This is a genomic window from Exiguobacterium sp. s157, from assembly GCF_018618205.1.
Taxonomy (GTDB): domain Bacteria; phylum Bacillota; class Bacilli; order Exiguobacteriales; family Exiguobacteriaceae; genus Exiguobacterium; species Exiguobacterium chiriqhucha.
Map to the genome: position 1 here is coordinate 107,436 of NZ_JACSLQ010000007.1, position 24,831 is coordinate 132,266.

Below are 24,831 nucleotides of genomic sequence, written 5' to 3' on the forward strand. Positions count from 1 at the left end.
ATCACATACACGAACAAATATTCGCTTCTGACACGCTTCCCAAATCGTTCCGCTTTTCGTTATCATGGAGAGTGAATCTAAACAGAAACGAGTTGGTCGTCATGTGGTCGCTTCTCTTTATCCCGCTCGGTGCCGTCGTCGGCGCCTTGTCCGGCTTCTTCGGCATCGGCGGCGGGGTCATCATCGTCCCAGTGTTGCTCTTTAGTGGATATTCGGCGGCCGAGGCCGTCGCCACGTCGCTCCTATTCGTCGTCGGGACGAGCCTGTCCGGCGCCAAGAAACATACGTCGCTCGGCAACGTGTCCTGGTCAACAGGCATCACGGTCGGCTTGGCCGGTGCCGTCACGGCGCAGCTGTCGAGCCGGCTCGTCCTCTCGATCTCGGGCACGTATGACTGGTTGCTCAATCTATTTTATCTGGCTATCCTATCTTATTTTGCCGTTACGCTATTAAAGAAAACATCTAAACCGCAGAAGCCGAAAAAATCATCGCTGCTTGCCGCCCTCGTCATCGGGATGATGGCCGGGCTGTTGTCGGCGCTGCTCGGTATCGGTGGCGGTTTCATCATCGTCCCGCTCCTCGTCAGTTGGCTCGGCTTCTCGACACATCGTGGGGTCGGGACGAGCCTGGCTGCCGTCCTGTTCATCTCGCTCGGCGGACTCGTCGGTTATCTCGCATCGCTGTCGCTCGACTACGTGACACCGCTCGCGTTGGTCATCGGCGCTTTCATCGGGGCCCCGTTCGGCGCCACGCTCACGAATCGCTATCACGATAAAGAGATCTCTAACCGACTCGCCTGGTTGTATATGGCCGTCATCACCTCAATCGCGCTCGATCTTGGTGCCGCCGTCTATGCGCCGCTCGCGTACGTCAGTTTGGCGGTCCTGCTCGCTTTTCTTGTCGGGATTGGACTCGACTTCAAACGGCGTATTGTCAATCAAAACCACTTTTCATAAGAAAAGTGGCTTTTTTTGCATATTCGGTTTTGAAACGCTTACATTTGGGGCATATAATGAAGTGGTAAGCCAAATTTAATATGGAAGGAAGGGAGTATCACATGTCAGCATTCGTCAGCGAAATTATTGGTACAATGCTACTCATCTTGCTCGGTAACGGTGTCGTCGCCGGCGTCGTCCTCCGTCATTCGAAAGCGGAGAACGCAGGTTGGGTCGTCATCACGTTCGGTTGGGGCTTCGCCGTTATGATCGGGGTATACGCAGCCGGAATCTACGGAGGGGCGCACTTGAACCCTGCCGTCACGGTCGGGCTCGCGACAGCAGGCTCATTCCCTTGGGCTGATGTGCCAGCCTACATCTTAGCACAGTTTATCGGGGCGTTCATCGGGGCCGTCCTCGTGTTCGTGCACTACAAACCGCACTATGATGTGACCGACGATCCGGGTGCCAAACTGGCCACCTTCTCGACCGCACCAGGGATTCGTAGCACGCCGTTCAACTTGATCGGGGAAATCATTGGTACGTTCGTTCTCGTCTTCGGAATTTTGTCATTCGGGGCCAACACGTTCACGGACGGCTTGAATCCGCTCATCGTCGGTTTCCTCGTTGTCTCGATCGGTCTCTCACTTGGTGGTACAACGGGATATGCCATCAACCCGGCACGTGACCTCGGGCCGCGGATTGCGCATGCGATTCTTCCAATCAAAGGCAAAGGGACGTCGGACTGGGGCTATTCATGGATTCCGGTCGTCGGACCAATCATCGGGGCGGTCATCGCCGCATTGGTTTACGGCATTCTTGTCCCATAATCTTTCTAATTTCTAAGGAGGCACTCTCATATGGAGAAAGAAAAACGTTATATCTTAGCACTTGACCAAGGAACGACAAGCTCACGGGCGATCATCTTCGACCACGACGGAAAAATCGTCACGACCGCTCAGCGTGAGTTTAAACAATACTTCCCTAAGCCAGGCTGGGTCGAGCATAACGCCAATGAGATTTGGGGGTCTGTCCTCGCCGTCATGGCCGAGGCGTTCGGTTCGGCCGACATCGATCCAAAAGAGATCGCAGCTATCGGGATCACGAACCAACGGGAAACAGCCGTCGTCTGGGAGAAGTCGACAGGACGTCCGGTCTATAACGCCGTCGTCTGGCAATCGCGTCAAACAGCCGGTATTTGTGATGAGTTGAAGGAAGCCGGTCATGCCGACTTGTTCCGCGATAAAACTGGTCTCTTGATCGACGCCTACTTCTCAGGCACGAAAGTCAAATGGATCCTCGACAACGTCGAAGGCGCCCGTGAGAAAGCCGAAGCCGGTGACCTCCTCTTCGGAACGATCGACACTTGGCTCATCTGGAAACTGTCAGGCGGCCACGCCCACGTCACGGACTACTCGAACGCGTCACGTACGCTCATGTACAACATCTATGAGCAAAAATGGGACGATGAGTTGCTCGAGATCTTGACGGTACCAAAGTCGATGCTCCCGGAAGTCAAACCGTCGAGTGAAGTGTACGCCAACACGATCCCGTATCACTTCTTCGGCTTCGAAGTTCCGATCGCCGGTGCGGCCGGTGACCAACAGGCTGCCCTCTTCGGTCAAGCCTGCTTCGAGTCAGGAGAAGGTAAGAACACGTACGGAACAGGTTGCTTCATGCTCATGAACACGGGCGAAGAAGCCGTCAAGTCGGACCATGGTCTGCTCACGACGATCGCGTGGGGATACAACGGTAAAGTCGAATATGCGCTCGAAGGTTCAATCTTCGTCGCCGGTTCGGCCATCCAATGGCTCCGTGACGGACTCCGTATGCTCAAGTCGGCGAAAGACACGGAACAGTACGCCAACCGCGTCGAGACGACAGACGGCGTCTACGTCGTCCCTGCCTTCGTCGGACTTGGTGCCCCGTATTGGAACTCGGACGTCCGTGGTGCCATCTTCGGCCTCACGCGCGGGACGGAGAAAGAACATTTCGTCCGGGCGACGCTCGAGTCACTCGCCTATCAGACACGCGATGTCTTGACGGCGATGGAACAAGATTCTGGCATCGAGTTGAAGACGCTCCGCGTCGACGGCGGTGCGGTCAACAACAACTTCCTCATGCAGTTCCAAGCGGACATCTTGGACGTGCCGGTCGAACGGCCTGAAGTGAGCGAGACGACGGCTCTCGGTGCCGCCTATCTCGCCGGTCTCGCCGTCGGGTTCTGGAAAGACCAAGCAGAGATCAAACAGCAGTGGAAACTCGACCATCAGTTCGAACCGAAGATGGACGAAGCACACCGCGAAAATCTGTATAAAGGCTGGCAACACGCCGTCGAAGCGACAATGGGCTTCAAACCATCAAAACTTGAACTTTAATTGAACGCACGAAAGGGAGCATCCGCCAAGGATGCTCCCTTTTATAGTTTCCGTAACCGCAGACGAGGGCTCGCCGGCTCAGCGACGAACAAGATGCCGAGCTCGTGCGGATCGGTCTCGTACATCGCCCGTTGCACGAAACGGATGTCCCCGTTCAAGTTGAGCACCTCGAGCTTGATGTACGGTTTATGCAACTGGAGCGCCTCATAGAAGCTGCTCCCGCCCGTGATGATGGTCCCGTTCACTTTGTAGATCGATTCGCCCGGAATGAGCTGCATCGCCTCGCCCGGTGAGCCCGGGAGCGTATCGATGATGACCGCTCCCCGGTTGCCGTTGATGAACACTGGTGTCGTTCCTCGATTCTCTCGCTTGATGAGTTGTAGCGCCAACTCATACAACACGAACAGACCGAGCAAGATGTAGGCCGCGTACGGGACGTCGATGGCGTAGGAAGCCCCGAACAAACCGAGGCCGACGAGCGCGAGCAGGCCGCGATACAGGCTCAGGCGACCGAGGAGCGTCCCTGGCAAGGCCCCGGTCGATAACAGGCTGACCCCGATTGGGATCGGCAAGATGACCGGCACCGGCATGTCGAGACCGAACGACGGTGGCAAAAAGACGACGAGCGGGAAAAACCAAAGCCGTTTGACGACGTGTCCACCGATGAACTGGCCACGTTTGGACAAGATGAGCGTCGGTGATGTTTCAATCGACCCGTTCCAACGTAAGAGAATCGCTTCCGCCAATGTGACGACGCCGAACACGAGCGCATATACCGGCCACTCGACCTCGGATAGCCGGTCCATCCAGCCCGAGACGGCGCCGTAGTCGACGACGTCACGCAACGCGACCGCCGTCAGCATGAGGAGGAACGGGAACGCCGGGCTGCTGAAACGTGGGTGCATCGTCAAGACGATGAGCGCATACAGCACGCTGAACGTCACGAGCCATTCCCAGTTGACGGTCGTCTCGAGCAAAATCAATGCGGCTGAACCGATGACGGCGAGCAACAGGCTCGGCCATACAAAATGGCGCCAGTCCGACTTCGGCGAACGTCGCCGTGAGCGGAACATGCCCCGCTCCCGTTTGATGCGCGTCATGGATATGTAAGCGAGGGCGACGAGCGTCGCCCAGAGTAGCGGACTACCAATCAAGGTCAACAAAGCAGTAAAACTCATTCGTAGAACGTCCACACTTGTCCAATCCTTTCCCTAATCCTTATTTTGCAGCTTCTTCGAGCGCTCGGTTCAATTGGGCATCGTTCGCCTCATCTTGAATCACCTCGAGCAAGCGTGACTCGAGCGCCGACGCCGTCGCCTCATTGACGACCCCGTCTTCCGGCAAATTGTTGTCGGCTTGGAAGTCGCTGACGGCGCGGGCCATCGTGTCACCATAATATCCCTGCTGTCCGCCCGGCTCATAGCCGATGCCCGACAAGACCGTGTGCAAGTTCGACACCGCCTCACCGTAGTCGCCGACTTTGAGCGAGTCCGTGTCGGCGAGGATGCGATTCACCCCGAAATAATCCGGTTGATTGACCTCGACGTCCGGCTCGATGCCTTTCTCGTTAATCCAATTGCCGCCCGGCGTGAGCCATTTGCTCGTCGTCAGCTTCAAGTTGCTGCCGTCCTCTAAATCGAACGCCGTCTGGACGACCCCTTTTCCGAACGTCTTGTTGCCGATAATCGTGGCACCGGCCCCTTCTTTGAGCGCCCCGGCCAAAATCTCAGATGCCGACGCCGATCCTTCGTCCGTCAAGACGAACAAGTCGTACGGCTTCGCTTCTCGGGCGCGGCCGCTCTGCGACTCGCGTTCCCCGTCCGCGTTCTCAATTTGGACGACCGGTTTATTCGTCGGGACGAACCCTTCGGTCATCTCGATGACGGCCGGAAGCAAGCCACCTGGGTTCCCGCGCACGTCGATGATAAGGCTATCGATGTCTTCTGACTCGAGCGTCTCAAGCTGCTCCAAAAACTCATCGGCCGTCGGCTCAGAGAACTGGGTCACCTCGATATAGCCGATTTTCTGGCCGTCCTGTTCTTTCACTTCCGAGTTGACGGTCTCGATCGGAATCGTGTCACGTGTGATCTCATAGTCGGCCTCTTGGCCCCCGCGACGGATCGTGAGCGTGACGACGGTCCCTTTCTCGCCCCGGATGAGTTGGACCGCCTCTTCGACGGCCATCCCTTCAATCGACTCCCCGTCGATCGCCGTGATGACGTCTCCGGCCCGGAGACCCGCTGCTTCGGCTGGTGCGCCTTTGATTGGAGCGACGATTAAGATGTCTTCTCCTTTCTTCTCCAAAGTCGCGCCGATTCCTTCAAAGCTCGACTCGATCGAGTCGGTGAACTGTGACGTCTCTTCGGCGTCGAGGAAGTCCGAGTACGGGTCGTCGAGCGCTGCCGTCATCCCGTCGAGGGCACCGGTCAACAAGTCCTCTTCTGAGATATCCTTCAACGAATGCGTCTCAATCAATTGGCGGACTTGCTCCACCTTGTCCCAACCTTCTGCTTTCGGTTGGAGCGGTAACGGCGCATCGGTGAACGCCATCGTCGCGAGCCCAGCACCGGCTCCGGCGACGAACGTGGCGCCGGCTAATAATCCTGCGGTTGTATTTTTCACGGGTAGTCCCTCATTTCTCTTTGTCAGTCTTTCATCCAGTATAGCAAAAAGTTCAGAAAAACGGACGTGTTCCAGAAATTTGGAACACGTCCGTTTCATCAGTAACCGATGTATGGACCCGGGTCGACCGCATTCGGTTGCCCTGGCGCCCATTGTCCGCGATGTAATTCGAAGTGGAGATGCGGGCCTGTCGACCAGCCCGTGCTGCCGAGCGTGCCGACCGTCTGACCGGCTCCGACCGTTTGCCCCGACTTGACCGTAATCGCGTCGAGATGGGCATAGACGGTCGTCCATACTTCCCCGCCGACGATATGGGACACGAAGACGACGTTGCCGTAACCGGTCGCCGGGGCCGCCTTGATGACGATGCCTGGTGCCGCCGCGACGATCGGTGTCCCGGTCGCATTGACGAGATCGATGCCACGGTGCGACTCCGCCACTCCCGTGAGCGGGTTTTGCCGAGGGCCGAACGGGCTCGACACGTAGCCGGATACCGGCCGCACGAACGAGGTCGCCGGTCCCGTCACGTTCGTCGGGGTTTCCGCAGGCGGTGGGGTTGTTGGAGCAGGCGCTGGGGTTGTTGGAGCAGGCGCTGGGGCGGTTGGCGCTTTGTCGTCTGCCCGCTTGTCCGCTTCCGCTTTGGCATCTGCTCGTGCTCTCGCCTCTGCCTCGGCTTTTGCCTGCGCTTCTGCTTGTGCCTTGGCCTTCGCTTCGGCCTCGGCGCGGGCGGCGGCTTCCCGCTCCGCTTGGGCGATTGCTTCGAGTTGACCGGCGATGATCCGGCTCTGCTCACTCATGAGCGCCTGTTCTTCTTCACGGCTCATCTTCTCAAGCTCCAGTAGTTCGACTTGTTCGTTCAGTTCCGACAACAAACCCTGCTTTTGTTCGGCGGCGACGTCGAGCGCCTGTTTCGTCACGACGAGTTCCCGCTCTTTCTGTTTAAGGAACGAGAGCTGGGTCCGCTGCCGTGCTTCGAGCGCTTCGAGCCGCTCGACTTCACTCATGTAACTATGTATGAGGTCCCGGTCCTGATCGGCGATCGTCTGCGCGGTCAAGAGCCGCGTTACGAAGTCTCCGAATGAACGGGACTCGAAGACGACTTGGAGATAGGACTGGTCCTCATGTACTTGAAGCACACGAAGACGCTCACTAAGGAGCGCCTTCTGGCTTTCGAGGTACTGCCCTTGGGCAGTGAGTTGATCACGGGTTTCCTCGAGCTCGGTGCGCGCCGCGTCCGCTTCTTCCTGTTGGACGGCGATCTGTTCACTTAAGCCTTCGAGACGTTCATTGACCGCACGGATTTCTGTCGTGACCGCGTCACGTTCCGCCTCGGTGACTTCGAGCTCGGCGTCCGTCTCGTCTTGCGCTTTCTTGGATTCCTCCAATTGATTGGATAAACGATCTTGTCGTGCTTTCAGCGTGTCTTTCTCCGTCGCCCATACAGGCGAGGCAAGTAGCGTCAAACTTAATCCAAGCGCAAGCGAACGTTTCATCCGCCAACTCCTCCTCATATTTAAATTAGATTAGACTTTCAAGAATCGACCGAGCGATGTCGTCGAACCCCAGATCCCGATGAAGGCACCGAGCGCTAAGAGGACGAGTGACACTTGCGTCGTCAAAATCGATGGATCAATCAATTTAAATATATCACTATTCAGTTGATCTAGCGATGGTTGTAAAGCACTATATGCGACGTCATAACCGAAGTAGATGACGGCGATCGGGATGAGCGCACCGAATACACCGAGGAGAAGTCCTTCGATGAAGAACGGCCAGCGAATGAAGCTGTTTTTCGCTCCGACGAGACGCATGATCTCGATTTCGCGACGGCGTGAGAAGATCGTCATCTTGATCGTGTTCGAGATGAGGAACATCGCCATGAGCGTGAGACCGACGATCAACGCAAGTCCGCCGATGCGAATCCCGTTGAAGAAGGCGAACATCTTGTCGATATAGTCCTGTCCATATGTGACCTTATCGACGTTATCAAGTGACTGCACCGAATTAGCGACCTTCTCCGTATTGAGCGGGTCTGACGCTTTGACGATATAGCGGTCGTGGAGCGGGTTGTCCTTCTCGACCGTCCCGTAGGCGTTCGCATCTTCCCCAAGTTGGTTGCGGAAGTTCTCCAGTTCATCCTCTTTCGAGCTGAACGTGACCGATTCGACGCCTGGAATCTGCTCTAAGTTCTCACCGAGCTTCTCGACGTTCGCTTCCTCCGCGGTCCGGGTAACGAATACTTGAATCTCGACGTCGCTCTCGACGTTCTCTGAAATCTCATTGACGTTGAACATGACGAGGGCGAATACCCCGACGAGTAACAAGGTGATGGTAACGGCACTGATGGCCGCGAATGTCATCCAACCGTTGCGTAGTGTTCCCTTGAACCCTTCGCGCAGATGACGTAATCCACTTTTAAATATCATAGCCATATGCTCCTTTCTCTTCATCGCGTACGACTTTCCCGTTCTCGATCGCGATGACGCGATGGCGGATCTTGTCGACGATATCACGGTTGTGGGTCGCCATGACGATGGTTGCACCGCGACGGTGAATCTCTTGGAACACTTCCATGATGCCCCAAGCCGTGTCCGGGTCTAAGTTACCCGTCGGCTCGTCGGCGATGATGAGCTTTGGCTTATTGACGATGGCACGAGCGATCGACACACGCTGTTGCTCCCCACCCGATAGTTCATCCGGATAGTTGCGCGCCTTGTGTTTCAGTCCGACAAGGTTCAACACGTCCATGACCTGCTTGCGCATCGTGTTCGTGTCGGCCTGTACGACTTCGAGAGCGAACGCGACGTTCTCATATACCGTGAGTGACGGTAACAACTTATAGTCTTGGAAGATGACGCCGAGTTGACGGCGTAATTTCGGGACGTGGCGGTTTTTCAACTTGCCGACGTCAATCCCGTCAATCAAAAGAAGACCGCTCGACGGTTTCTCCTCCCGATAAATCATCTTCATAAACGTCGATTTCCCGGCGCCGGATGGTCCGACGACGTATAAGAACTCGCCGTCTTGAATCTCTAACTCGAGGTCATCGACGGCGACGACGCCGTTTGGATATACTTTGCTGACTTTTTGCATCGAGATCATAACGTATTCCCTACCCTTTTTATATATTTTTTATGCATCTATCACGTTTCATGCATCTATGACGAAGACTGGATTAGTTAGTTAAGTGAATATTTTCGTCTAGCCTCTGTTCTACACGATAAGCACTCGTCCTGTCAAGGGACCCTGTTCGTGCCAACCTGACCCAAAAAGGCGACAGGCAATATAGTTCAAGCGCCTTCAATTATAGCAATCGGACTTTTAAATAACCATTACAGGAATGTTTCAGTTGGATGGAGTTCGGTGTGAAATTGTCGCGTTGAAGAATGATTTCACGACTCGGACACAGATGATGAAACGCACATTCAAAAGATACCTGCATCTGTGAATGCTTCCACTGAATCATGGGCGCTTCATATTTAGTTAAAGGAAATGAAGACAAAAAAACCACGAGTCGCCTCGTGGTTCCCTATGATTATTTTTTCTCGGCGAGCCAAGCGGCGACAGCCGTGATTTCTTCTTCGTCCTCAATCACGTTCGCAGGCATAGCGCCTTTCCCGTTTTTGATGACTTCTTCAATTTCACTAGCTGATAGACGTGAACCGACGTCCGAGAGTTTCGGACCGCTCATTCCTTCTAGATTCGCACCGTGGCAAGCCGCACAGTTTTGTGCGTAGACCGCTTCCGCGTCGACCGACGCCGTGTTGGCGCCGTCCCCGTTGCTCGTCGACTCTTCTTCATCGCCACCGCCGCACGCACCGAGCGTGAGCATGGCGCCAAGTCCAATCGCCATCATCCATTTCTTCATAATCAGGTTCCCCTCCTATGTCGTAGAAATAACCTACTTTTACCATTATAGCCGTTATGAACCGCTTTCTAACCTAACTCACGAAAAATACACAAAGATTCCACATGTTAGGGAACGTTGATATAGCGCTTATCGGACGTGAATCCTTGGCCCATCACCTCATGCGCCTCACTGAAGATGAGGAACGCGTCGGGATCGATACGGCGAATGATCTCTTTCAAACGACTCACCTCGTTCTGACGGACGACGACGAGGAGCATCGGGCGGTCGAGACGCGAATACGCCCCGATCGCTTGAATCTCTGTCGCGCCGCGGTCGAGCTCATCGAAGACGGCGCGCGTGATGACGTCCCGTTTCTCCGAGATGACGTACGCCATCTTGTCCTGTGTGAACCCGAGCTGGACAAAGTCGATCATCTTGATCGTAATGAAGAGGGCGATCAGTGCATACAGTCCCGTCGTGAACGAGAACGTGACAGCAGCGACGAGGACGACCGCCCCGTCGAGGATGGCGATACAGAGGTAGAGCGGGATGTGGGTGAACTTATGTAAGATTTGCGCGAGCAAATCCATTCCCCCGGTCGAGGCCCGTCCCCGGAAGATGAGCCCGAGACCGATGCCGACGCCGGCCCCGCCGAAGATGGCCGCGAGCAATGTGTCATTGACGGCCGCACCCGCGTCAATCGCTTCATAAAATAAGATCACGCCCGGTAAAAAAATCGACCCGACGAGTGACTTCACGCCGAAGCCTAGCCCGAGAATCATCCAGCCGACGAGGAGGAGCAACACGTTCGACACGAGCTGGAACGCCCCTGGCGAGATGTTGAACAGCTCGTACGTGATGATCGAGATCCCGCTGACGCCGCCCGAGGCGAGGTTGTTCGGCAATAGGAACAAACTGAACGCCGAAGCGACGAAGACGGACCCGGTCAGTAAATAGATATAGTCTTTGACGATTTGCTTCATTAAAGGTTTTCTCCTCTACATACAACGTGGCCCAAAGACGTCAGTCCTTGAGCCACTTGCATCACATATTTGTCTTGCGGAGGTAAGCGTCGATGAAGCCCATGATGTCGCCATCCATGACGCCGCTCGTGTTCCCGACTTCATAACTCGTGCGGTGGTCCTTGACCATCGCGTACGGGTGGAAGACGTACGAACGGATTTGGCTGCCCCAACCGATGTCTGTCTTCTCGCCGCGGATCTCATCGAGCTTGCGTTGCTGCTCGTCGAGTTCGCGTTGATACAGTTTTGCCTTGAGCATCTTCATCGCTGCTTCGCGGTTCTTGATTTGCGAACGCTCAGCTTGACACGAGACGACGACGCCCGTCGGCACGTGCGTGATCCGGACGGCCGAGTCGGTCGTGTTGATGTGCTGACCGCCGGCGCCTGACGCGCGGTACGTATCGATCCGGAGGTCTTCGGTCTTCACTTCGATTTCGATGTCGTCATTGAATTCCGGCATGACGTCGCACGAAACGAATGACGTATGGCGGCGGCCCGACGAATCGAACGGCGAGATACGAACCAAGCGGTGAATCCCTTTCTCTGCTTTCAAATAGCCGTAAGCGTTATGCCCGACGATGCGAAGCGTGACCGATTTGACGCCGGCTTCTTCGCCCGGAAGATAGTCGACCGTCTCGACTTTCCAGCCTTGCTTGTCAGCGAAGCGCTGATACATGCGGAGGAGCATCGATGCCCAGTCCTGTGACTCGGTACCGCCCGCCCCCGGATGAAGCTCGAGGATGGCGTTGTTGGCGTCGTATGGTCCGTTCAAGAGGATCTCGAGCTCGAACGCGTCGAAATCGGCCTTGAGCGCCGTGACCATCTCTCCTAATTCACTTTGCATCTCGGCGTCCGGCTCTTCTTTGATCAGTTCGAGCGTGACTTCGCCGTCTTCGTGCCCATCGGCGAGCTCTTGGTATTTGTCGACCATCGCTTTAAGCGCGTTCGACTCGTCGATGACTTTCTGCGCCTTCTCTTGGCTGTCCCAGAAGTCTGGGTACGTCATCTCGTTCTCGAGCTCGGCGATTCGGGCCTGCTTCTCTGTCAGGTTGAGCGATTGGCGATAATTCTCGAGGCGTTTCGCCATCGCCTCGAGTTCGTTGCGAATATCTGAAATTTCCATAGTGTAGGTCACCTTTCCGTAGGAAAGAGGCGAGCGGGCTCGCCTCTTTCAAAATTAAGCCTGTTGTTTGCCGTGGCAGTTTTTGAACTTCTTGCCTGAACCACACCAGCACGGGTCGTTGCGCCCGAGCCGTTGGTCTTCCGAGCGACGGACCGGCTTCTTCTTGAGCGGCGTGTCGTCCTTGCCAGACACCGCCACTTCCTCCTCGACGACTTTCTCGCGTCGGAGGTTATCGCCGACTTCGGCACGAAGCACGAAGCCGGTCACTTCTTCGGAGATGGCCGCGTTCATCGCGTCGAACATGTTGACGCCTTCCGCCTGGTACTCGCGGAGCGGATCGTTCTGTCCGTAGGCACGCAAGTGAATCCCTTGACGGAGTTGGTCCATGTGGTCGATGTGTGCCATCCAGTGTGAATCGACGGCACGGAGCACGATAATCTTCTCGAACTCGTTGAAGCGTTCCGGCGGCGCGAGTTGGCGTTTCGCCTCATACTGCGCGTTCGTGCGTTCGCTCAAGAGCTCGATGATCTCCTCGCGCTCTTTGCCGTAGAAGTCCTTGCCTTCGACCGGCTGTTCGAGGGCGAGCGTCTGGTTGGCCCAGTGCGCGAGCTCATCGATGTTCCATTCTTCCGGCACGAGCTCGAGCGGCGTATATTGCGCCACGCCCGTCTCGACCGTCTCTTGAATCATCGAACGGACGATGTCCGTGACCGATTCGTTCTCGAGGATGCTGGCCCGGTCTTTGTACATGACTTTCCGTTGGTCGGCCATGACGTTATCGTAACCGAGGAGCTGCTTCCGGGCGTCATAGTTGTTCCCTTCGACACGTTTCTGGGCCGACTCGACCGCTTTCGAGACCATGCGGCTCTCGATCGGTTGCGTGTCGTCCATGCCGAGGCGCTCCATCATGTTCTGGAGGCTGTCCGTCCCGAAGCGGCGCATGAGCTCATCTTCGAGTGACAAGTAGAACTGGGATTTACCTGGGTCCCCTTGTCGTCCGGCCCGTCCACGGAGCTGATTGTCGATCCGGCGCGACTCGTGGCGCTCGGTCCCGACGATGTACAATCCGCCGAGCTCGATGACGCCCTCGCCGAGCTTGATGTCGGTTCCGCGTCCGGCCATGTTCGTCGCGATCGTGACCGCGCCTTTTTGGCCGGCGTTCTCGACGATTTCGGCCTCACGGGCGTGGTTCTTCGCGTTCAAGACTTCGTGTTTGATTTTCTTCTTCGAGAGAAGCTTGCTCAAATGCTCCGACGTCTCGACGGCGACCGTCCCGACGAGGACCGGTTGTCCCGTCGCGTGGGCTGCCATGATTTCTTCGACGACGGCTTTGAACTTGCCGTCCATCGACTTGAAGATGAGATCCGAACGGTCTTCCCGAAGAATCGGTTTGTTCGTCGGGATCGTCACGACCTGCATGTTGTAAATGTTACGGAATTCTTCTTCCTCTGTCTTCGCCGTTCCGGTCATCCCGGCCAGCTTCTCATACATACGGAAGTAGTTCTGGTACGTGATCGTCGCGAGCGTCATCGATTCACGCTGAATCTCGACGCCTTCTTTCGCTTCGATCGCCTGGTGCAACCCTTCCGAGTAGCGGCGTCCGTCCATGACCCGACCGGTGAACTGGTCGATGATCATGACTTGGCCGTCACGGACCATGTAGTCGACGTCATGATGCATGACGGCGTTGGCACGAAGGGCGAGCCCGACGTGGTGGTTGACCGAGACGTGCTCGATCGCGAACAAGTTGTCGATGCCAAAGAACTTCTCGGCGAGGTCGACCCCTTTGTCCGTGAGGAGAACCGACTTCGTCTTCACGTCGACCGTGTAGTCGTCCTCGATTTTGAGCGTGCGGACGAAGGCATCGGCACGCGTGTAGAGCTCTGTCGATTTTTGAGCCGAACCCGAGATGATGAGCGGGGTCCGGGCTTCATCGACGAGAATCGAATCGACTTCATCGACGATCGTGAAGTAGAGCTCGCGTTGGACACGGTCTTCTTTATAAAGGACCATGTTGTCACGCAAGTAGTCGAAACCGAGCTCATTGTTCGTCGAGTAGGTGATGTCACAGTTGTACGCCGCCTGCTTCTCGACACGGTCCATGTTCGACACGTTGAGGCCGACCGAAAGGCCGAGTGCGAAGTAGAGCGGTTCCATGAGTTCTTTGTCACGGCGGGCCAAATATTCGTTGACCGTCACGACGTGGACGCCGCGGCCCGTGAGCGCGTTCAAATATACCGGAAGAGTTGCGACGAGCGTCTTCCCTTCCCCGGTCTTCATCTCAGCGATGTCACCGTTATGGAGCACGTAGCCCCCGATGAGCTGGACGCGGTAGTGGCGCATGCCGAGCACACGCTCAGACGCCTCGCGACAGACCGCAAACGCTTCTGGCAAGATATCATCAAGCGTCTCACCCTTGTCCAAACGCTCCCGGAACTCAATCGACTTCGCCTGAAGTGCTTCGTCAGACAATGCCTTAATCGGTTCGGCGAACGACTCGACGAGGTCGGCCGCTTTTTCTGCTTTTTTCAATACTCGTTTCTGTGGAGCAAATAAATCTTTCAAAAAGTTCGCCATACGCTTTATCTCCTCTGCATTCACTGAAAAATGCATGTTTTTTCCCTAATGTACAGTTTAACCGAAGTGACCCTCGCTTTCAAGGAAAGGCCAAACGAAACGGCCCTCCGAGTTGGAGGGCCGTGTGGTTTCAAGGTTGAATTATTCTGGTTCGATCAAGCCGTATTTCCCGTCTTTACGACGATAGACGACGTTCGTGTTGCCCGTTTCTGCGTCTGAGAAGACGAAGAAGCTGTGGCCGAGCATGTCCATCTGAAGAATCGCTTCTTCCGTATCCATCGGTTTGAGCGTGAAACGCTTCGTCCGCACGAGTTCGAGTTCTGCCTCGTCTTCGTCGTAGACGACCACGTCCTCAGGACCTTCGAGTGACTTGAAGTACTCGCCGATACCGCCATCTTTGGCACGTGATTTACGGTTGAGTTTCGTTTTGTGCTTACGGATTTGACGTTCCAATTTATCGACGACGAGGTCAATTGCCGCGTACATGTCGAGGTTTGTTTCCTCAGCACGGAGCAACAAGTTCGGCATCGGGATCGTCACTTCCACCTTTTGCTTCTCATTGTACACTTTCAAGTTGACGTAAGCCGTCTGTGCATCCGTAGGAGTTGTGAAATACCGAGTCAATTTGTCCAACTTTTTCTCGACATAGTCTTGAATAGCTGGTGTGACTTCAATGTTTTCGCCGCGAATGTTATAAATCATCTGAACTCCTCCTTAAAATAACCGCTTGACCCAATGATTCGTCGATTTGGACCGAATCTCCTGCTTCATTTCTGAAAAGAAAGTGGAACCAGGTGGCTCATTTATAGTATACCCCGAATTCAAATCGTTTGAAAACGTTATCATCAGAAAATAATGACAATTTTGTTCCGATTGCGTCGTCTTCAACTTGAATCGGCGGTATAAAAAGAAACTACCCGTTCTGCCCGTTCTTAAACGCGATTTTGATTCGAAGGACGCTATGTAAGGAAAATAAAAAGCCGGCTCCACGAGGGAACCGGCTTACGGCTTGAAATTATAATTTTGTAACGTTAGCCGCTTGTGGGCCACGCTCGCCATCAACGATTTCAAATTCTACCTCTTGACCTTCGTCAAGTGATTTGTAGCCGTCAGTTTGGATTGCAGAGAAGTGTACGAATACGTCTTTGCCGCCTTCTACTTCGATGAATCCAAAACCTTTTTCTGAGTTAAACCATTTTACTTTACCTACCATGTGTAAATCCATTCCTTTCACCATTGAAGAATACAGAGGCTTTCCCTCTATCGGTAATCTTACCACCTTCTTGGAAGCGTGACAAACACTTTCTCATATTTTTGTAAATGAATCGTCTTTTGGCTTACATTGGAATTATATTTCCCTACTTTTCATATAGAGATATTGAATTTACATATTTTGTGATATATCATGGAAGGGATGATTTAGGTTTGTACGCCATTTGGGCGAGCCGAGCCTGAAAATCTAATACGAAAAGGACGGTGCAGCCATATGCGCCCCTACCATTCCGAGGAAAAGTACCGTATTACGAAGCGGACGGTGGCCATCCTGCCTTGTTATGAGATGTCCGCGCAATCGCGCGTCATTCTCGAGGACGGTTCCGAGATTACGACCCCGCTCCGGCCCTACCAGCTCCTGCAGCTCTCATGCCGCCAGTACAGCAGTTCGATCGAGGAGCGCATCTTCGTCGCCAAGCGCGTCGCCGGCATCAAAGGCAAAGTGCCAGTCGTCATCGAACCGACGTCCGGTCTCGTCTTTTTCCCGACGATGTCCCCGAAGCGCCCTGAATGTGAATGGTACGCCTGGTCGCACGTCCGTGACATCACGAGTGACCCGATCGAGTCGAAAGGTTTAGTCGTCACCCAGAACGGTCACCGGATCACCACGAACGCGACCTCATACGTCCTCCGCAATCAATTGAAAGCGACGGGCGAACTCGTCGCTCGGTTCCAACAATTAAACCAGAGCGCAACGCTCAACTCTTGACCCTTCCGTCGATTCGACGGGAGGTTTTTTTCTGTCGGTTTCGCTTCACTTTTTGAAAAAGAGGTCGATATATTGTTCGAGGTGACAACTATGCAAATCCAAGCCCCCATGACCGCGGCCGTCGCGGTCACAGCCGGCATCCAGACGAATCGCATCTATAAAGCCGAGCTCGTCAAACAGACCGGACCCGACTCCGGGATCGTCAAAATCAATGGCGAGCACGTCGAGGTCACGTTCGAGGGCGGGCTCCCGAAGACGAACCCGTTCCAACTGACGCTCGCCGAACAAGACGGCCAGCTCATCGCGACGATCGTCGTCAAACCTGAACCCGAGACGCCGGACATGCCGAGCGGTCAACCGGTGAAACTCGATACGAAGATTCAGGCGTTGCTCGCATCGCTCCCGCCCGAGGTCCGGAGTGCCGTCAGCCGTTTGCTCCAATCAGGACGCTTACCGATGAACGAGGACACGGTGCGTCTGCTCGAGACCGTCTTCAAAGGTGACATGCGCGATGCCGTCCTTTGGCTGAAGACGGTCGAGGCGCCGACGCTCCCGCGTGATGTCGCGCGCGACCTCGCCGTCGCGTCATTAGATGAAGCGAGACAACAAATGAAACCACCGCCACCTGACGCGCCGTACCCGCAGAAAGAACGGTTCATCGAGCACGTCAATCTGTCGCGTCCCGTCAGCGAACGTTTGACGCCGACACCGGAGACGGTCGACCGGCTCATCAACGAGTTGCCGGAGCCGCGCCCGACGCGAATCGAACCGCGTGAGGCGTTACCGCCCGTCCTAGGACGCCCGGTACTCGTCAAGGAAGTGACGACGCATCTCGCGACCGTGACGAACACGTTCCGAAGCGAACAAGTGACGGTGACGAAACAGCTCGGCCAAGTCGCCGCCCTCGTCGAGACGAACCCGCATCAGGCACGTCCTGCGCTCGAGACGGTGTCGACCCGACTGACGCAGCTCATTCAAAAGACGGACGCTTTGTTACATACGAGCGCGACCCAAGAGAAGGCGCTCGTCGCGATGACGGCGAAGCTCGACGTCGCACTCGGCCTACTGTCGACGAAACCGGCTGAGAGCGCCGTGCTCATCAAAGAAGTGCGCGCCAGTTTGAACGAGTTCCGGTACGTGCCGAACCACGTCCGGCTCGAATACATCCCGCATCAGGCGACCCGCGCCGGCGAATTGCCGCGCGTCACGCCGTTCAAGGTCGACCCGAACCTATCAGGCCGCGTCATCCAAGAGACGACGCAGCGCGTCCAGGCGTCGACGTTGTCGATGAAAGCCGACGCGGCGACACCCGAGGCGCAACGGCTCGCCTCGTTCTTCCAAGTCCAACAGACGTTGAACCGGCTCGACGGCGGGCAGCTCCATCAGCTCATCCTCGCCTTGCCGGCGAAAGTCCAAGAGATCGACACCGGCATCCACGTCCATATCCAAAACCGTGAGGCCGGGGATGTCGTCGACTGGGAGAACAGTGTGCTCTATATCCGGCTCGAGACACCGCGGCTCGGAGAGATTGGCGTCAAGCTCGAAGCGATTGACCGGAATCTCCGGCTCACGCTCGAACACGATGATCCGACCGTCGAAGCACTCGCGCGTCCCCTGCTCGGCAAGATCGAGACGACGCTCGAGGCGATCGGTTATAAGAGCGTGACGACCCAGTTCCGCCCGCTGACGAAGTCCGATAAACCGGAGACCGAGCGCCCGACGCTCGAGACGACCGGCTATGATTTCCGCATCTAGGAGGCTGTTATGTATCAACGCATGGATTTGACAAAACGCAAGACGGCCGCCGTCGTCCGCTATGACGAGACGATCGACCGGGCCCCGGTCGTCGTCGCCCGCGGAACGGGCGCCGTCGCCGATAAGATTTTAGACGAGGCGAGATCACGCGGCGTCGCCATCGAGCATGACCATTCGCTCCTTGGCCACCTGCTTGACCTCGACCTCGGGGACGCGATTCCGCCCCAACTGTATGACGTCATGGCCGAAGTGCTATTACTGATTGAAGAACTCGACACCATCAAAGGAGACCCATCATGAACCCGAACCGACTATACGAAATGAGCCCGGAAGAGCTGACCCAAGCGATGCTCCACGCGCTCGTCTACCATTATGAACAAGCCAAGACGGCCACCATCGCCGAACGCAACCGCCACTTGCGCCAAGCGCGCGAACTGCTCGCGAAGCTTCACCAAGGACTTCACGACGGTGGCGGCATCATCTCGGCCCAACTCGACGAGCTTTACTTGTATATGGCGAAATCGAGCCTCGAGGCGTTGATTGAACAAGATATGGACAAGATCGAGGAGCTTCACGGCCTTGCGACCGAGCTCGACCAGACGTGGGCCGAGGCGATTGAGAACGCCCGACTCCAACCCGTACCTTCAGGAGGCAACCGTTATGAAAATTACCAATAACGTCCAGGCACTGAAAGCCTACTCGTCGCTCACGGTCAACCAGACGACGATGAAGAAGACGATGGACCGCCTCTCGAGCGGGATCCGCATCAACAAGGCGTCTGACGACGCGGCCGGGCTCGCCATCTCCGAGAAAATGCGCATCCGTCTCGACTCGCTGTCGATGGCCGAACGCAACACGCTTGACGGTATCTCGCTCACGCAGACGCTCGAAGGCGGGATGAGCGAGACGCACGCCCTCCTGCAACGGATGCGTGAGCTGTCGGTCCAAGCCGCCAACGGGACGCTGAGCGAGGACGACACGAAGGCCGTCCAAGATGAGATTTCTGCGCTCACGGATGAAGTGACGCGAATCGCCGAGACGACCGAGTTCAACTCAAAAAAAATCATGAACGGTGACTATATCGCCGGCAATGAGACACTCTTCTTCCAACTCGGGGCCGGTAGCGGCGAAGGCGTCGTCTTGAACGTCGACGATATGCGTGCCGCCGCGCTCGGAATCGACGGACTAGATGTGACGACCCAGAATGGCGCTACTACCGCTATTGCCAAGTACGACGACGCCATCAAAGCGGTATCACTCGAACGTTCAAAGCTTGGCGCCATTCAAAACCGATTGGAGGCGAACGTGAGTGTCGTCACGATTGGTTCCGAGAATTTGACGGCTTCCGAGTCACGGATTCGCGACGCCGATATGGCACGTGAGATGATGGACTTCGCCCGCCTCAACATCTTGAACCAGTCCGGCATGGCGATGATCGCCCAATCGAACGCATTGCCGCAAGGCGTGCTACAATTGTTGAACTAACTTAAGGAAGGACGGATCCTATGGACATTCGTCGCATCATGGAGACGCAGTCGCTTCACGGCACCGGTAAGGCGAAACGCCCCGAGGCTGAGCCCGGTGTCTCGTTCCAGAACGTCATCGGTCAAAAACGTGAGGACCGCGAACATGAGCGCTTCCAACGCCAAATCGCGGCCATTCACGAGAAAGGCGAGCTCCTCGCCGAGAGCCAGACGGTCGAGTCGCTGGCCGAATATAAGCAACTCATTAAAGACTTTATGAAAGACGCCGTCGACGCGGCACTCCGCCTCGAGGACAAACGCGGCTTCAACCGCCGTGGTCGCGCCAAGATTTATAAGATCGTCGAACAGGTCGACCAGAAGCTGCTCGCCTTGACCGATCAAGTCATCTCGGGCGAGGCGTCCCGCTTGTCGCTCCTCGACCAAGTCGGTGAGATTCGCGGCCTGCTCGTCAACGTATACGTGTGAGGTGAGGTAATGGCAGAACATATCTTTTCGAAAAAAGTGAAATGTCCGTATTGTTTGAAACAGAGCGAGACGCCGCGCGTCCTGTCACGCCACATCCGGCCGCAGGAAGTCGCGAAGGACGGCTATACGACATACGATGGCGCCAACCCGTACTTTTATGAGCCGACCGTCTGCAGTCACTGTCACCTCGTCTTTCACGACTCGTTCGATAAGGTACGGAAAAACAATCGCGAGGCGCTCGAGTCGGGCTACTTCGACCGCGTCAACGCCGAGGCGCTCAACGGTGACCGTTCGGCCGAGCACGTCATCCGGCTCTATAAGTTCGCCGTCGTGACGGCCCAACTGAGCGGCCAGAAACCGTCTGTCGTCGCCATGCTCGGCATGCGCCTCGTCTGGATGTATCGCTTGACGGGCGACGAGTCGTCCGAGAAAGAATGGATGAAGCGGACGCTCGACAAGTACAACGAGGTACAGGAGGCGTACACGGATCAAGTCCGGACCGGCCTACCGTACGACCAGCTCATGCTGCGGATTGCCGACTTGTCGGCCGCGCTCGGTCTGTATGAGGACGCACGGCGTTGGTACGGCATCTTGCTCGGCAGCAAGGAAGTGTCGGAGCGGATTCGTACCCAGGCCCGGTCACACTGGGAAGACTTTAGAATCGAGCACGCCTAAAAGGGAGAGCCACGGCTCTCCCTTTTCGCATACAAAAAACCGCGCTCATCCACTCACGGACAAACGCGGTCGGTTCTCTTCACGGGTGAACCCCCAAACCGAAAGGAGATATACGCGACATGACTCGCATCAAAACCTAAACAGGGCACCCAAGAACCGACCGCGCGGTGGCGTCTTGCACGGTTCAGTCTCATTATAATGCGGATTTCGCTATTTTACTATTATTTTTATCACGTTCAGATTGGGGTATGGTTAGTAGGAATCCAAAGGAGGTCATTCCATGTTTGAAGCCAGCTATATCGAAACGGTACGCTCAATTTTCCAAGAACAGAAACAGCTCGCCGAGAACGCGTTGAAGCAAGTGAACGACGAGGATATGCATCGTGTGCTCGCGAAAGACACGCTCTCGATCGCGGTCATCGTCCAGCACATCTCGAACAATATGAAGTCGCGCTGGACCGACTTTCTGACGACGGACGGCGAGAAGCCGGACCGGAACCGCGACGCCGAGTTCGAGGACCAGCACCAGTCACGCGCCGAACTGATGGCGACGTGGGATGAACGTTGGCAACTGTTGGACGACGTCTTAGCGAGCCTCACGCAAGAAGACCTCGGCAAGACCGTCTTCATCCGCGGTGAAGAGAAGAGCGTCATCTGGGCGATCGAGAAGCAAGTGTCCCACTACAGCTATCACGTCGGACAAATCGTCTTTCTTGCGAAAGTATTTGCTGGTGAGAACTGGAACGTGTTGACGATTCCATTGCCGCATCAACGACAATAAGAGAACGCGCATCGCGAAGATACGCGTTCTCTTATTTTTTTAAGTTGTATATTCAAGTGATTCGACTGCTTCTTTCGAGCGTCCGAGCAATTCTTCTACTTCGTGAGTTAAAATCTCAGGAAGTTTTGTTTTTGATTCACTCTGTCTAATCAGGTCTTGATTCGATAGTTTATACAGAATCGAAATCAACTTGATGTTGTTATCAACAATTACTTTTTCATCTGTTGTATATAGTTTGTAATCCGTTTTATCATTAACCAGTTCAACCAGTTTCTGAACTTCTCCCAAATAGACTTGATGAATTTCGGATAAGTCCATATGGAATTGTCGAGTTAATCTTCCTAACTGTGTTAAATAATTTGTTGCACTTTCCATCATACTAACCGCACTATCTACTTCACGTCTAACTTCTCCTGCTTTTTCTAAACTTGAATTACCTTTCGCATTGATTAAAAGTCCTCCAACTGCGATAACAGGTCCTGCTACTGCACCGGTTAGCACTTGGGCTCCTAAGGCAATACCTCCCCCTCCAGATGCAATGCTACCTCCTCCTAAAGCAGCCATAGCAGCTTTAGTAGCCGCCGCTCCTGATAATGAACTAATGGCCGTTCCGGTCGATGCCGACCCAAGTGCCATCACGCCACTGTAAGCTGCAAAACCCGTTGCAACGCCCGCGCCCGCAGATGCAGCCGTGGTACCTAAAATTTCGAGTGCGTGTATTTGAATTTCTTTAATCTCACCAAGTGAGTGTTTCGGCATTTTAAATGTGCCCGTAGTTTTCTGTTCAAACTCTGGACGGTTTTTTATCTTTTCGAACGCAGAAGAAAATGTTTCAAAGTCTTTCCACACTAGTACCTTCAATTTCCCTAGTCCATCTAATTTTTTTAAAGTTTCCATTTCTACATTATCCAATTTTCTTTTAAATTGATTATATCGACCTTCTGCCTGGTCGACGATGGTTTTAGCCTCTGAGATTTTCTTTGCACCTTGCGCGCCAGCTGCAACTCCTGTGACTCCGGCAGCAATAGCGATTCCTCCTAAGATAAATGGAATTGGCATTTTATATCTTCTCCTTTTCTTTCAGTTGATTACATGCTTGATGGTTTAGAGCGTAGTACTCAGTTAATGAATATTCATTTTTATAGTGCGCATGGAACATATCATCGATACGGCACTTGAGCGGGCGATTATCATAGACAGTACATTGATTTGTGCTTTCGTCTAAATATCGACAAACCCCATCTCCTCGATTCAAATCCCCATATAAAGAGTTATCTAGCGAACGACAACACAAACCACATTGATCGCATGGAAAAGTCATAAATGAAACCGGAGTACGTCCGTATCATCTTCCATAAATTTATCTAGTCCTTGTAAAGTGCCATCATAAGGAAGTTGAATCTTCATACTCATTACTGTTGAAGTCAGAACTGCGTTAATTTCAAGGCTAGTTTGAGCACTACGCAACTTGTTCGCTATCTCATTTACAATCGAAACCTTTTCTTCAAAATCAGCTATGTCAATATCAGCTAATTCAGCAGCATAAGTAACGAGCGCTTCATGAGCAGCACGATAGTAATCAAGTTTATAGTCAAAGCTGGTTTTTAATTGATTTGCCCACTCCACTAAAGAATTTACTATCGAAGAGTTCTCGATAAAATATAGTAAACTGACACTCATTAAGCCCGTAACAGTCGCACCAACGAAGGCAGGCAAACTATCTCCGATTACAGGTAGCTTCAATGCAGGAATTTGTGAAACTGCTTCCGATACAATTGTTCCTAAAATGACGGAAGAAGCTGTGGATAATAGAATAGCAATTGACTTCAGCACCTCACCAAAAGGAAGATTGTTTGGATTGAACACTAAAATATTTACTGCTTCAACAATAGTCGCAAATGATTCTCTAATTATTTTTGTAACGTTTTTAGCTGATGTCATAAATATATTTATGAAAGTTGTAGCAAGAGAGGATAAAATTCCCGCAAGAACACCGTTGGCAAAACTTTGAATAACTTCTCGATATGTCATCCTCACGCGTTTAAAAGCTTTTTTAAAAATTTCTCCTAAACCCTTAAATAGAGATGCTAATTCAAATTTTCCCTTTAGCTTTTTTATTAGTTTCGGAACCTCTTCACGAACAATCATCCATACAGAAGCAAGAATTGTTCCCAATGCTTGCCGAAGTCCCATATTGAACCCTAATTTCGCACTTGCTTTTAAAGTATCATTTAAAAACTTCGGACTCGTGTAGTATGTATTTGCTAACTGTTTCTCGTATTTTTCACGAGCGGCTTCTTCTGCAGCTTGTATTTTTTTTGCATCTACAGACTCTAACATTTCTAACTTTTCCAGTTCTTTTCTTTCTTGATTCGATAATTCATTACGTTGTTTGAGTTCGACTATTCTTCCTTGCCTTTCAGGACGTCTCTCGTCTAACAAGGCAGTGAATTCATCCACTGTTTTTTTTCCTTTAGAACGGTTTATCGAGCGATTTGTGTGCTTCAAATTGGTAGCGTCATTTGCCAAATCAACACCATTCAATTCAGCAAGAACACGACCTGCATCATCGTGAATGTTTTTTGCTGCAAGAACGTGATCGAGGTCAATATCTTCATCTCTATTGATCCGACGCCCGCTATATGCATCTTCTAATGTTCCGTCTATTTTTTTAGATTTACCGTATCTGTTACGCTCAATATAGCGTTTGTCACTATGGTATTTAGCAGAGACTTTTTTGTCGTAAGTACCATTTGCTTTATAAGCATTCGCATTATGAACATTAGCATAGCCATCAAAACGAGTATCGCCATTTTGGATTTTTCTTACATTATGAATTGTATCCACATCTCCACCGTGACGATCCTGAATCAACAAAAAATCTAATCCAAAAGAAGTTAGTAAACTTTTAACTATTACCTCTTCATATTGCTTCATTAAATTCATTGTAGACTTTGGATTTGTATCTGAGGGTCTATCTTTTAACTCTTCAAGAACACCATACGTTTCAATGTTCATCGCTTCACTCCTTCATGCTTAAATCATCATTAATTATATCCTTAAATTTACATATTAACCTTTTACTTAAATTTCTTGTAGACGTCAAGTTGATTTTGACACTTTTTGCTCGTTTGCCTTTTACACTTCTGCCGAAAACAATGATTTCCGGTTTCTCATCCGATG

The 24,831-nt window shown here is 53.5% G+C and carries 24 protein-coding genes; 11 read left to right on the forward strand and 13 right to left on the reverse strand.

Annotated elements, in window-relative coordinates; genetic code table 11:
* The first annotated feature begins 71 nt into the window (after nt 1-71).
* From KNP67_RS12985 to glpK, 3 genes are all read left to right on the forward strand, one after another.
* Nucleotides 72-956 carry a sulfite exporter TauE/SafE family protein gene (locus KNP67_RS12985; RefSeq protein ID WP_125318001.1) on the forward strand — a complete coding sequence of 295 codons (885 nt, stop codon included), beginning with the start codon at nt 72-74 and terminating at the stop codon, nt 954-956.
* A 101-nt stretch (nt 957-1,057) separates the two neighbouring features.
* The gene (locus KNP67_RS12990; protein ID WP_029334585.1) at nt 1,058-1,765 is read left to right on the forward strand and encodes an MIP/aquaporin family protein; all 708 of its coding nucleotides are present in this window, start codon (nt 1,058-1,060) and stop codon (nt 1,763-1,765) included.
* A 30-nt stretch (nt 1,766-1,795) separates the two neighbouring features.
* Complete coding sequence (gene glpK, locus KNP67_RS12995) at nt 1,796-3,313, forward strand: glycerol kinase GlpK (protein ID WP_214707253.1); 1,518 nt, start codon at nt 1,796-1,798, stop codon at nt 3,311-3,313.
* A 41-nt stretch (nt 3,314-3,354) separates the two neighbouring features.
* Here the strand turns inward: glpK and KNP67_RS13000 are convergent, their stop codons facing one another.
* The 11 genes from KNP67_RS13000 to cspD form a co-directional block, all read right to left on the reverse strand.
* Nucleotides 3,355-4,491: a PDZ domain-containing protein gene (locus KNP67_RS13000; RefSeq protein ID WP_214756746.1), complete on the reverse strand. Its 1,137-nt coding sequence runs from the start codon at nt 4,489-4,491 to the stop codon at nt 3,355-3,357.
* Between the two features lie 40 nt (nt 4,492-4,531).
* On the reverse strand, nt 4,532-5,935 hold the full coding sequence (locus tag KNP67_RS13005) for a S41 family peptidase (protein WP_214756747.1): 1,404 nt from the start codon (nt 5,933-5,935) through the stop codon (nt 4,532-4,534).
* Between the two features lie 98 nt (nt 5,936-6,033).
* On the reverse strand, nt 6,034-7,428 hold the full coding sequence (locus KNP67_RS13010; protein WP_214756748.1) for a murein hydrolase activator EnvC family protein: 1,395 nt from the start codon (nt 7,426-7,428) through the stop codon (nt 6,034-6,036).
* Between the two features lie 30 nt (nt 7,429-7,458).
* Nucleotides 7,459-8,361 (reverse strand): permease-like cell division protein FtsX, encoded by a 903-nt coding sequence (ftsX, locus tag KNP67_RS13015; RefSeq protein WP_131472317.1) that lies wholly within the window; start codon nt 8,359-8,361, stop codon nt 7,459-7,461.
* Complete coding sequence (gene ftsE, locus KNP67_RS13020) at nt 8,351-9,037, reverse strand: cell division ATP-binding protein FtsE (RefSeq protein WP_021065417.1); 687 nt, start codon at nt 9,035-9,037, stop codon at nt 8,351-8,353. The genes ftsX and ftsE overlap by 11 nt, the downstream gene beginning before the upstream one ends.
* A gap of 433 nt (nt 9,038-9,470) precedes the next feature.
* The gene (cccB, locus tag KNP67_RS13025; protein WP_021065416.1) at nt 9,471-9,803 is read right to left on the reverse strand and encodes a cytochrome c551; all 333 of its coding nucleotides are present in this window, start codon (nt 9,801-9,803) and stop codon (nt 9,471-9,473) included.
* Nucleotides 9,804-9,910: 107 nt separating this feature from the next.
* Nucleotides 9,911-10,768, reverse strand: a complete 858-nt coding sequence (locus KNP67_RS13030; RefSeq protein WP_214756749.1) for a YitT family protein — start codon at nt 10,766-10,768, stop codon at nt 9,911-9,913.
* A gap of 61 nt (nt 10,769-10,829) precedes the next feature.
* Entirely contained in the window at nt 10,830-11,930 is a 1,101-nt protein-coding gene (gene prfB / locus KNP67_RS13035; protein WP_214756750.1) for a peptide chain release factor 2, read from the reverse strand.
* Nucleotides 11,931-11,984: 54 nt separating this feature from the next.
* Nucleotides 11,985-14,507 (reverse strand): preprotein translocase subunit SecA, encoded by a 2,523-nt coding sequence (secA, locus tag KNP67_RS13040; protein WP_214756752.1) that lies wholly within the window; start codon nt 14,505-14,507, stop codon nt 11,985-11,987.
* Between the two features lie 141 nt (nt 14,508-14,648).
* A complete protein-coding gene (gene hpf / locus KNP67_RS13045) occupies nt 14,649-15,209 on the reverse strand; it encodes a ribosome hibernation-promoting factor, HPF/YfiA family (RefSeq protein WP_021065412.1) in 561 nt (186 codons plus the stop codon).
* Nucleotides 15,210-15,522: 313 nt separating this feature from the next.
* Nucleotides 15,523-15,720 carry a cold-shock protein CspD gene (gene cspD, locus KNP67_RS13050; RefSeq protein ID WP_021065411.1) on the reverse strand — a complete coding sequence of 66 codons (198 nt, stop codon included), beginning with the start codon at nt 15,718-15,720 and terminating at the stop codon, nt 15,523-15,525.
* A gap of 273 nt (nt 15,721-15,993) precedes the next feature.
* On the opposite strand from cspD, the gene KNP67_RS13055 reads away from it, so the two are divergent.
* The 8 genes from KNP67_RS13055 (at nt 15,994) to KNP67_RS13090 (ending at nt 21,648) form a co-directional block, all read left to right on the forward strand.
* On the forward strand, nt 15,994-16,488 hold the full coding sequence (locus KNP67_RS13055) for a competence protein ComK (RefSeq protein WP_029595033.1): 495 nt from the start codon (nt 15,994-15,996) through the stop codon (nt 16,486-16,488).
* 90 nt (nt 16,489-16,578) lie between these two features.
* Entirely contained in the window at nt 16,579-18,243 is a 1,665-nt protein-coding gene (locus KNP67_RS13060) for a hypothetical protein (RefSeq protein ID WP_251130874.1), read from the forward strand.
* A gap of 9 nt (nt 18,244-18,252) precedes the next feature.
* Nucleotides 18,253-18,543 (forward strand): EscU/YscU/HrcU family type III secretion system export apparatus switch protein, encoded by a 291-nt coding sequence (locus KNP67_RS13065; protein ID WP_131472867.1) that lies wholly within the window; start codon nt 18,253-18,255, stop codon nt 18,541-18,543.
* A complete protein-coding gene (locus KNP67_RS13070) occupies nt 18,540-18,920 on the forward strand; it encodes a flagellar export chaperone FliS (RefSeq protein WP_214756754.1) in 381 nt (126 codons plus the stop codon). Before KNP67_RS13065 ends, KNP67_RS13070 begins: the two co-directional genes overlap by 4 nt.
* Nucleotides 18,904-19,728 carry a flagellin N-terminal helical domain-containing protein gene (locus tag KNP67_RS13075; protein WP_214756755.1) on the forward strand — a complete coding sequence of 275 codons (825 nt, stop codon included), beginning with the start codon at nt 18,904-18,906 and terminating at the stop codon, nt 19,726-19,728. The genes KNP67_RS13070 and KNP67_RS13075 overlap by 17 nt, the downstream gene beginning before the upstream one ends.
* Before the next feature lie 20 nt (nt 19,729-19,748).
* Entirely contained in the window at nt 19,749-20,192 is a 444-nt protein-coding gene (locus tag KNP67_RS13080) for a YaaR family protein (protein ID WP_114166765.1), read from the forward strand.
* A gap of 9 nt (nt 20,193-20,201) precedes the next feature.
* Nucleotides 20,202-20,867, forward strand: a complete 666-nt coding sequence (locus tag KNP67_RS13085; protein ID WP_214756756.1) for a DUF2225 domain-containing protein — start codon at nt 20,202-20,204, stop codon at nt 20,865-20,867.
* 280 nt (nt 20,868-21,147) lie between these two features.
* Complete coding sequence (locus KNP67_RS13090; RefSeq protein ID WP_214756757.1) at nt 21,148-21,648, forward strand: DUF1572 family protein; 501 nt, start codon at nt 21,148-21,150, stop codon at nt 21,646-21,648.
* Nucleotides 21,649-21,687: 39 nt separating this feature from the next.
* Here KNP67_RS13090 and KNP67_RS13095 read toward each other — a convergent pair whose 3' ends face one another.
* Nucleotides 21,688-22,707, reverse strand: a complete 1,020-nt coding sequence (locus tag KNP67_RS13095; protein ID WP_214756758.1) for a hypothetical protein — start codon at nt 22,705-22,707, stop codon at nt 21,688-21,690.
* Between the two features lie 258 nt (nt 22,708-22,965).
* On the reverse strand, nt 22,966-24,666 hold the full coding sequence (locus KNP67_RS13105) for a hypothetical protein (protein ID WP_214756761.1): 1,701 nt from the start codon (nt 24,664-24,666) through the stop codon (nt 22,966-22,968).
* Between the last annotated feature and the right edge of the window lie 165 nt (nt 24,667-24,831).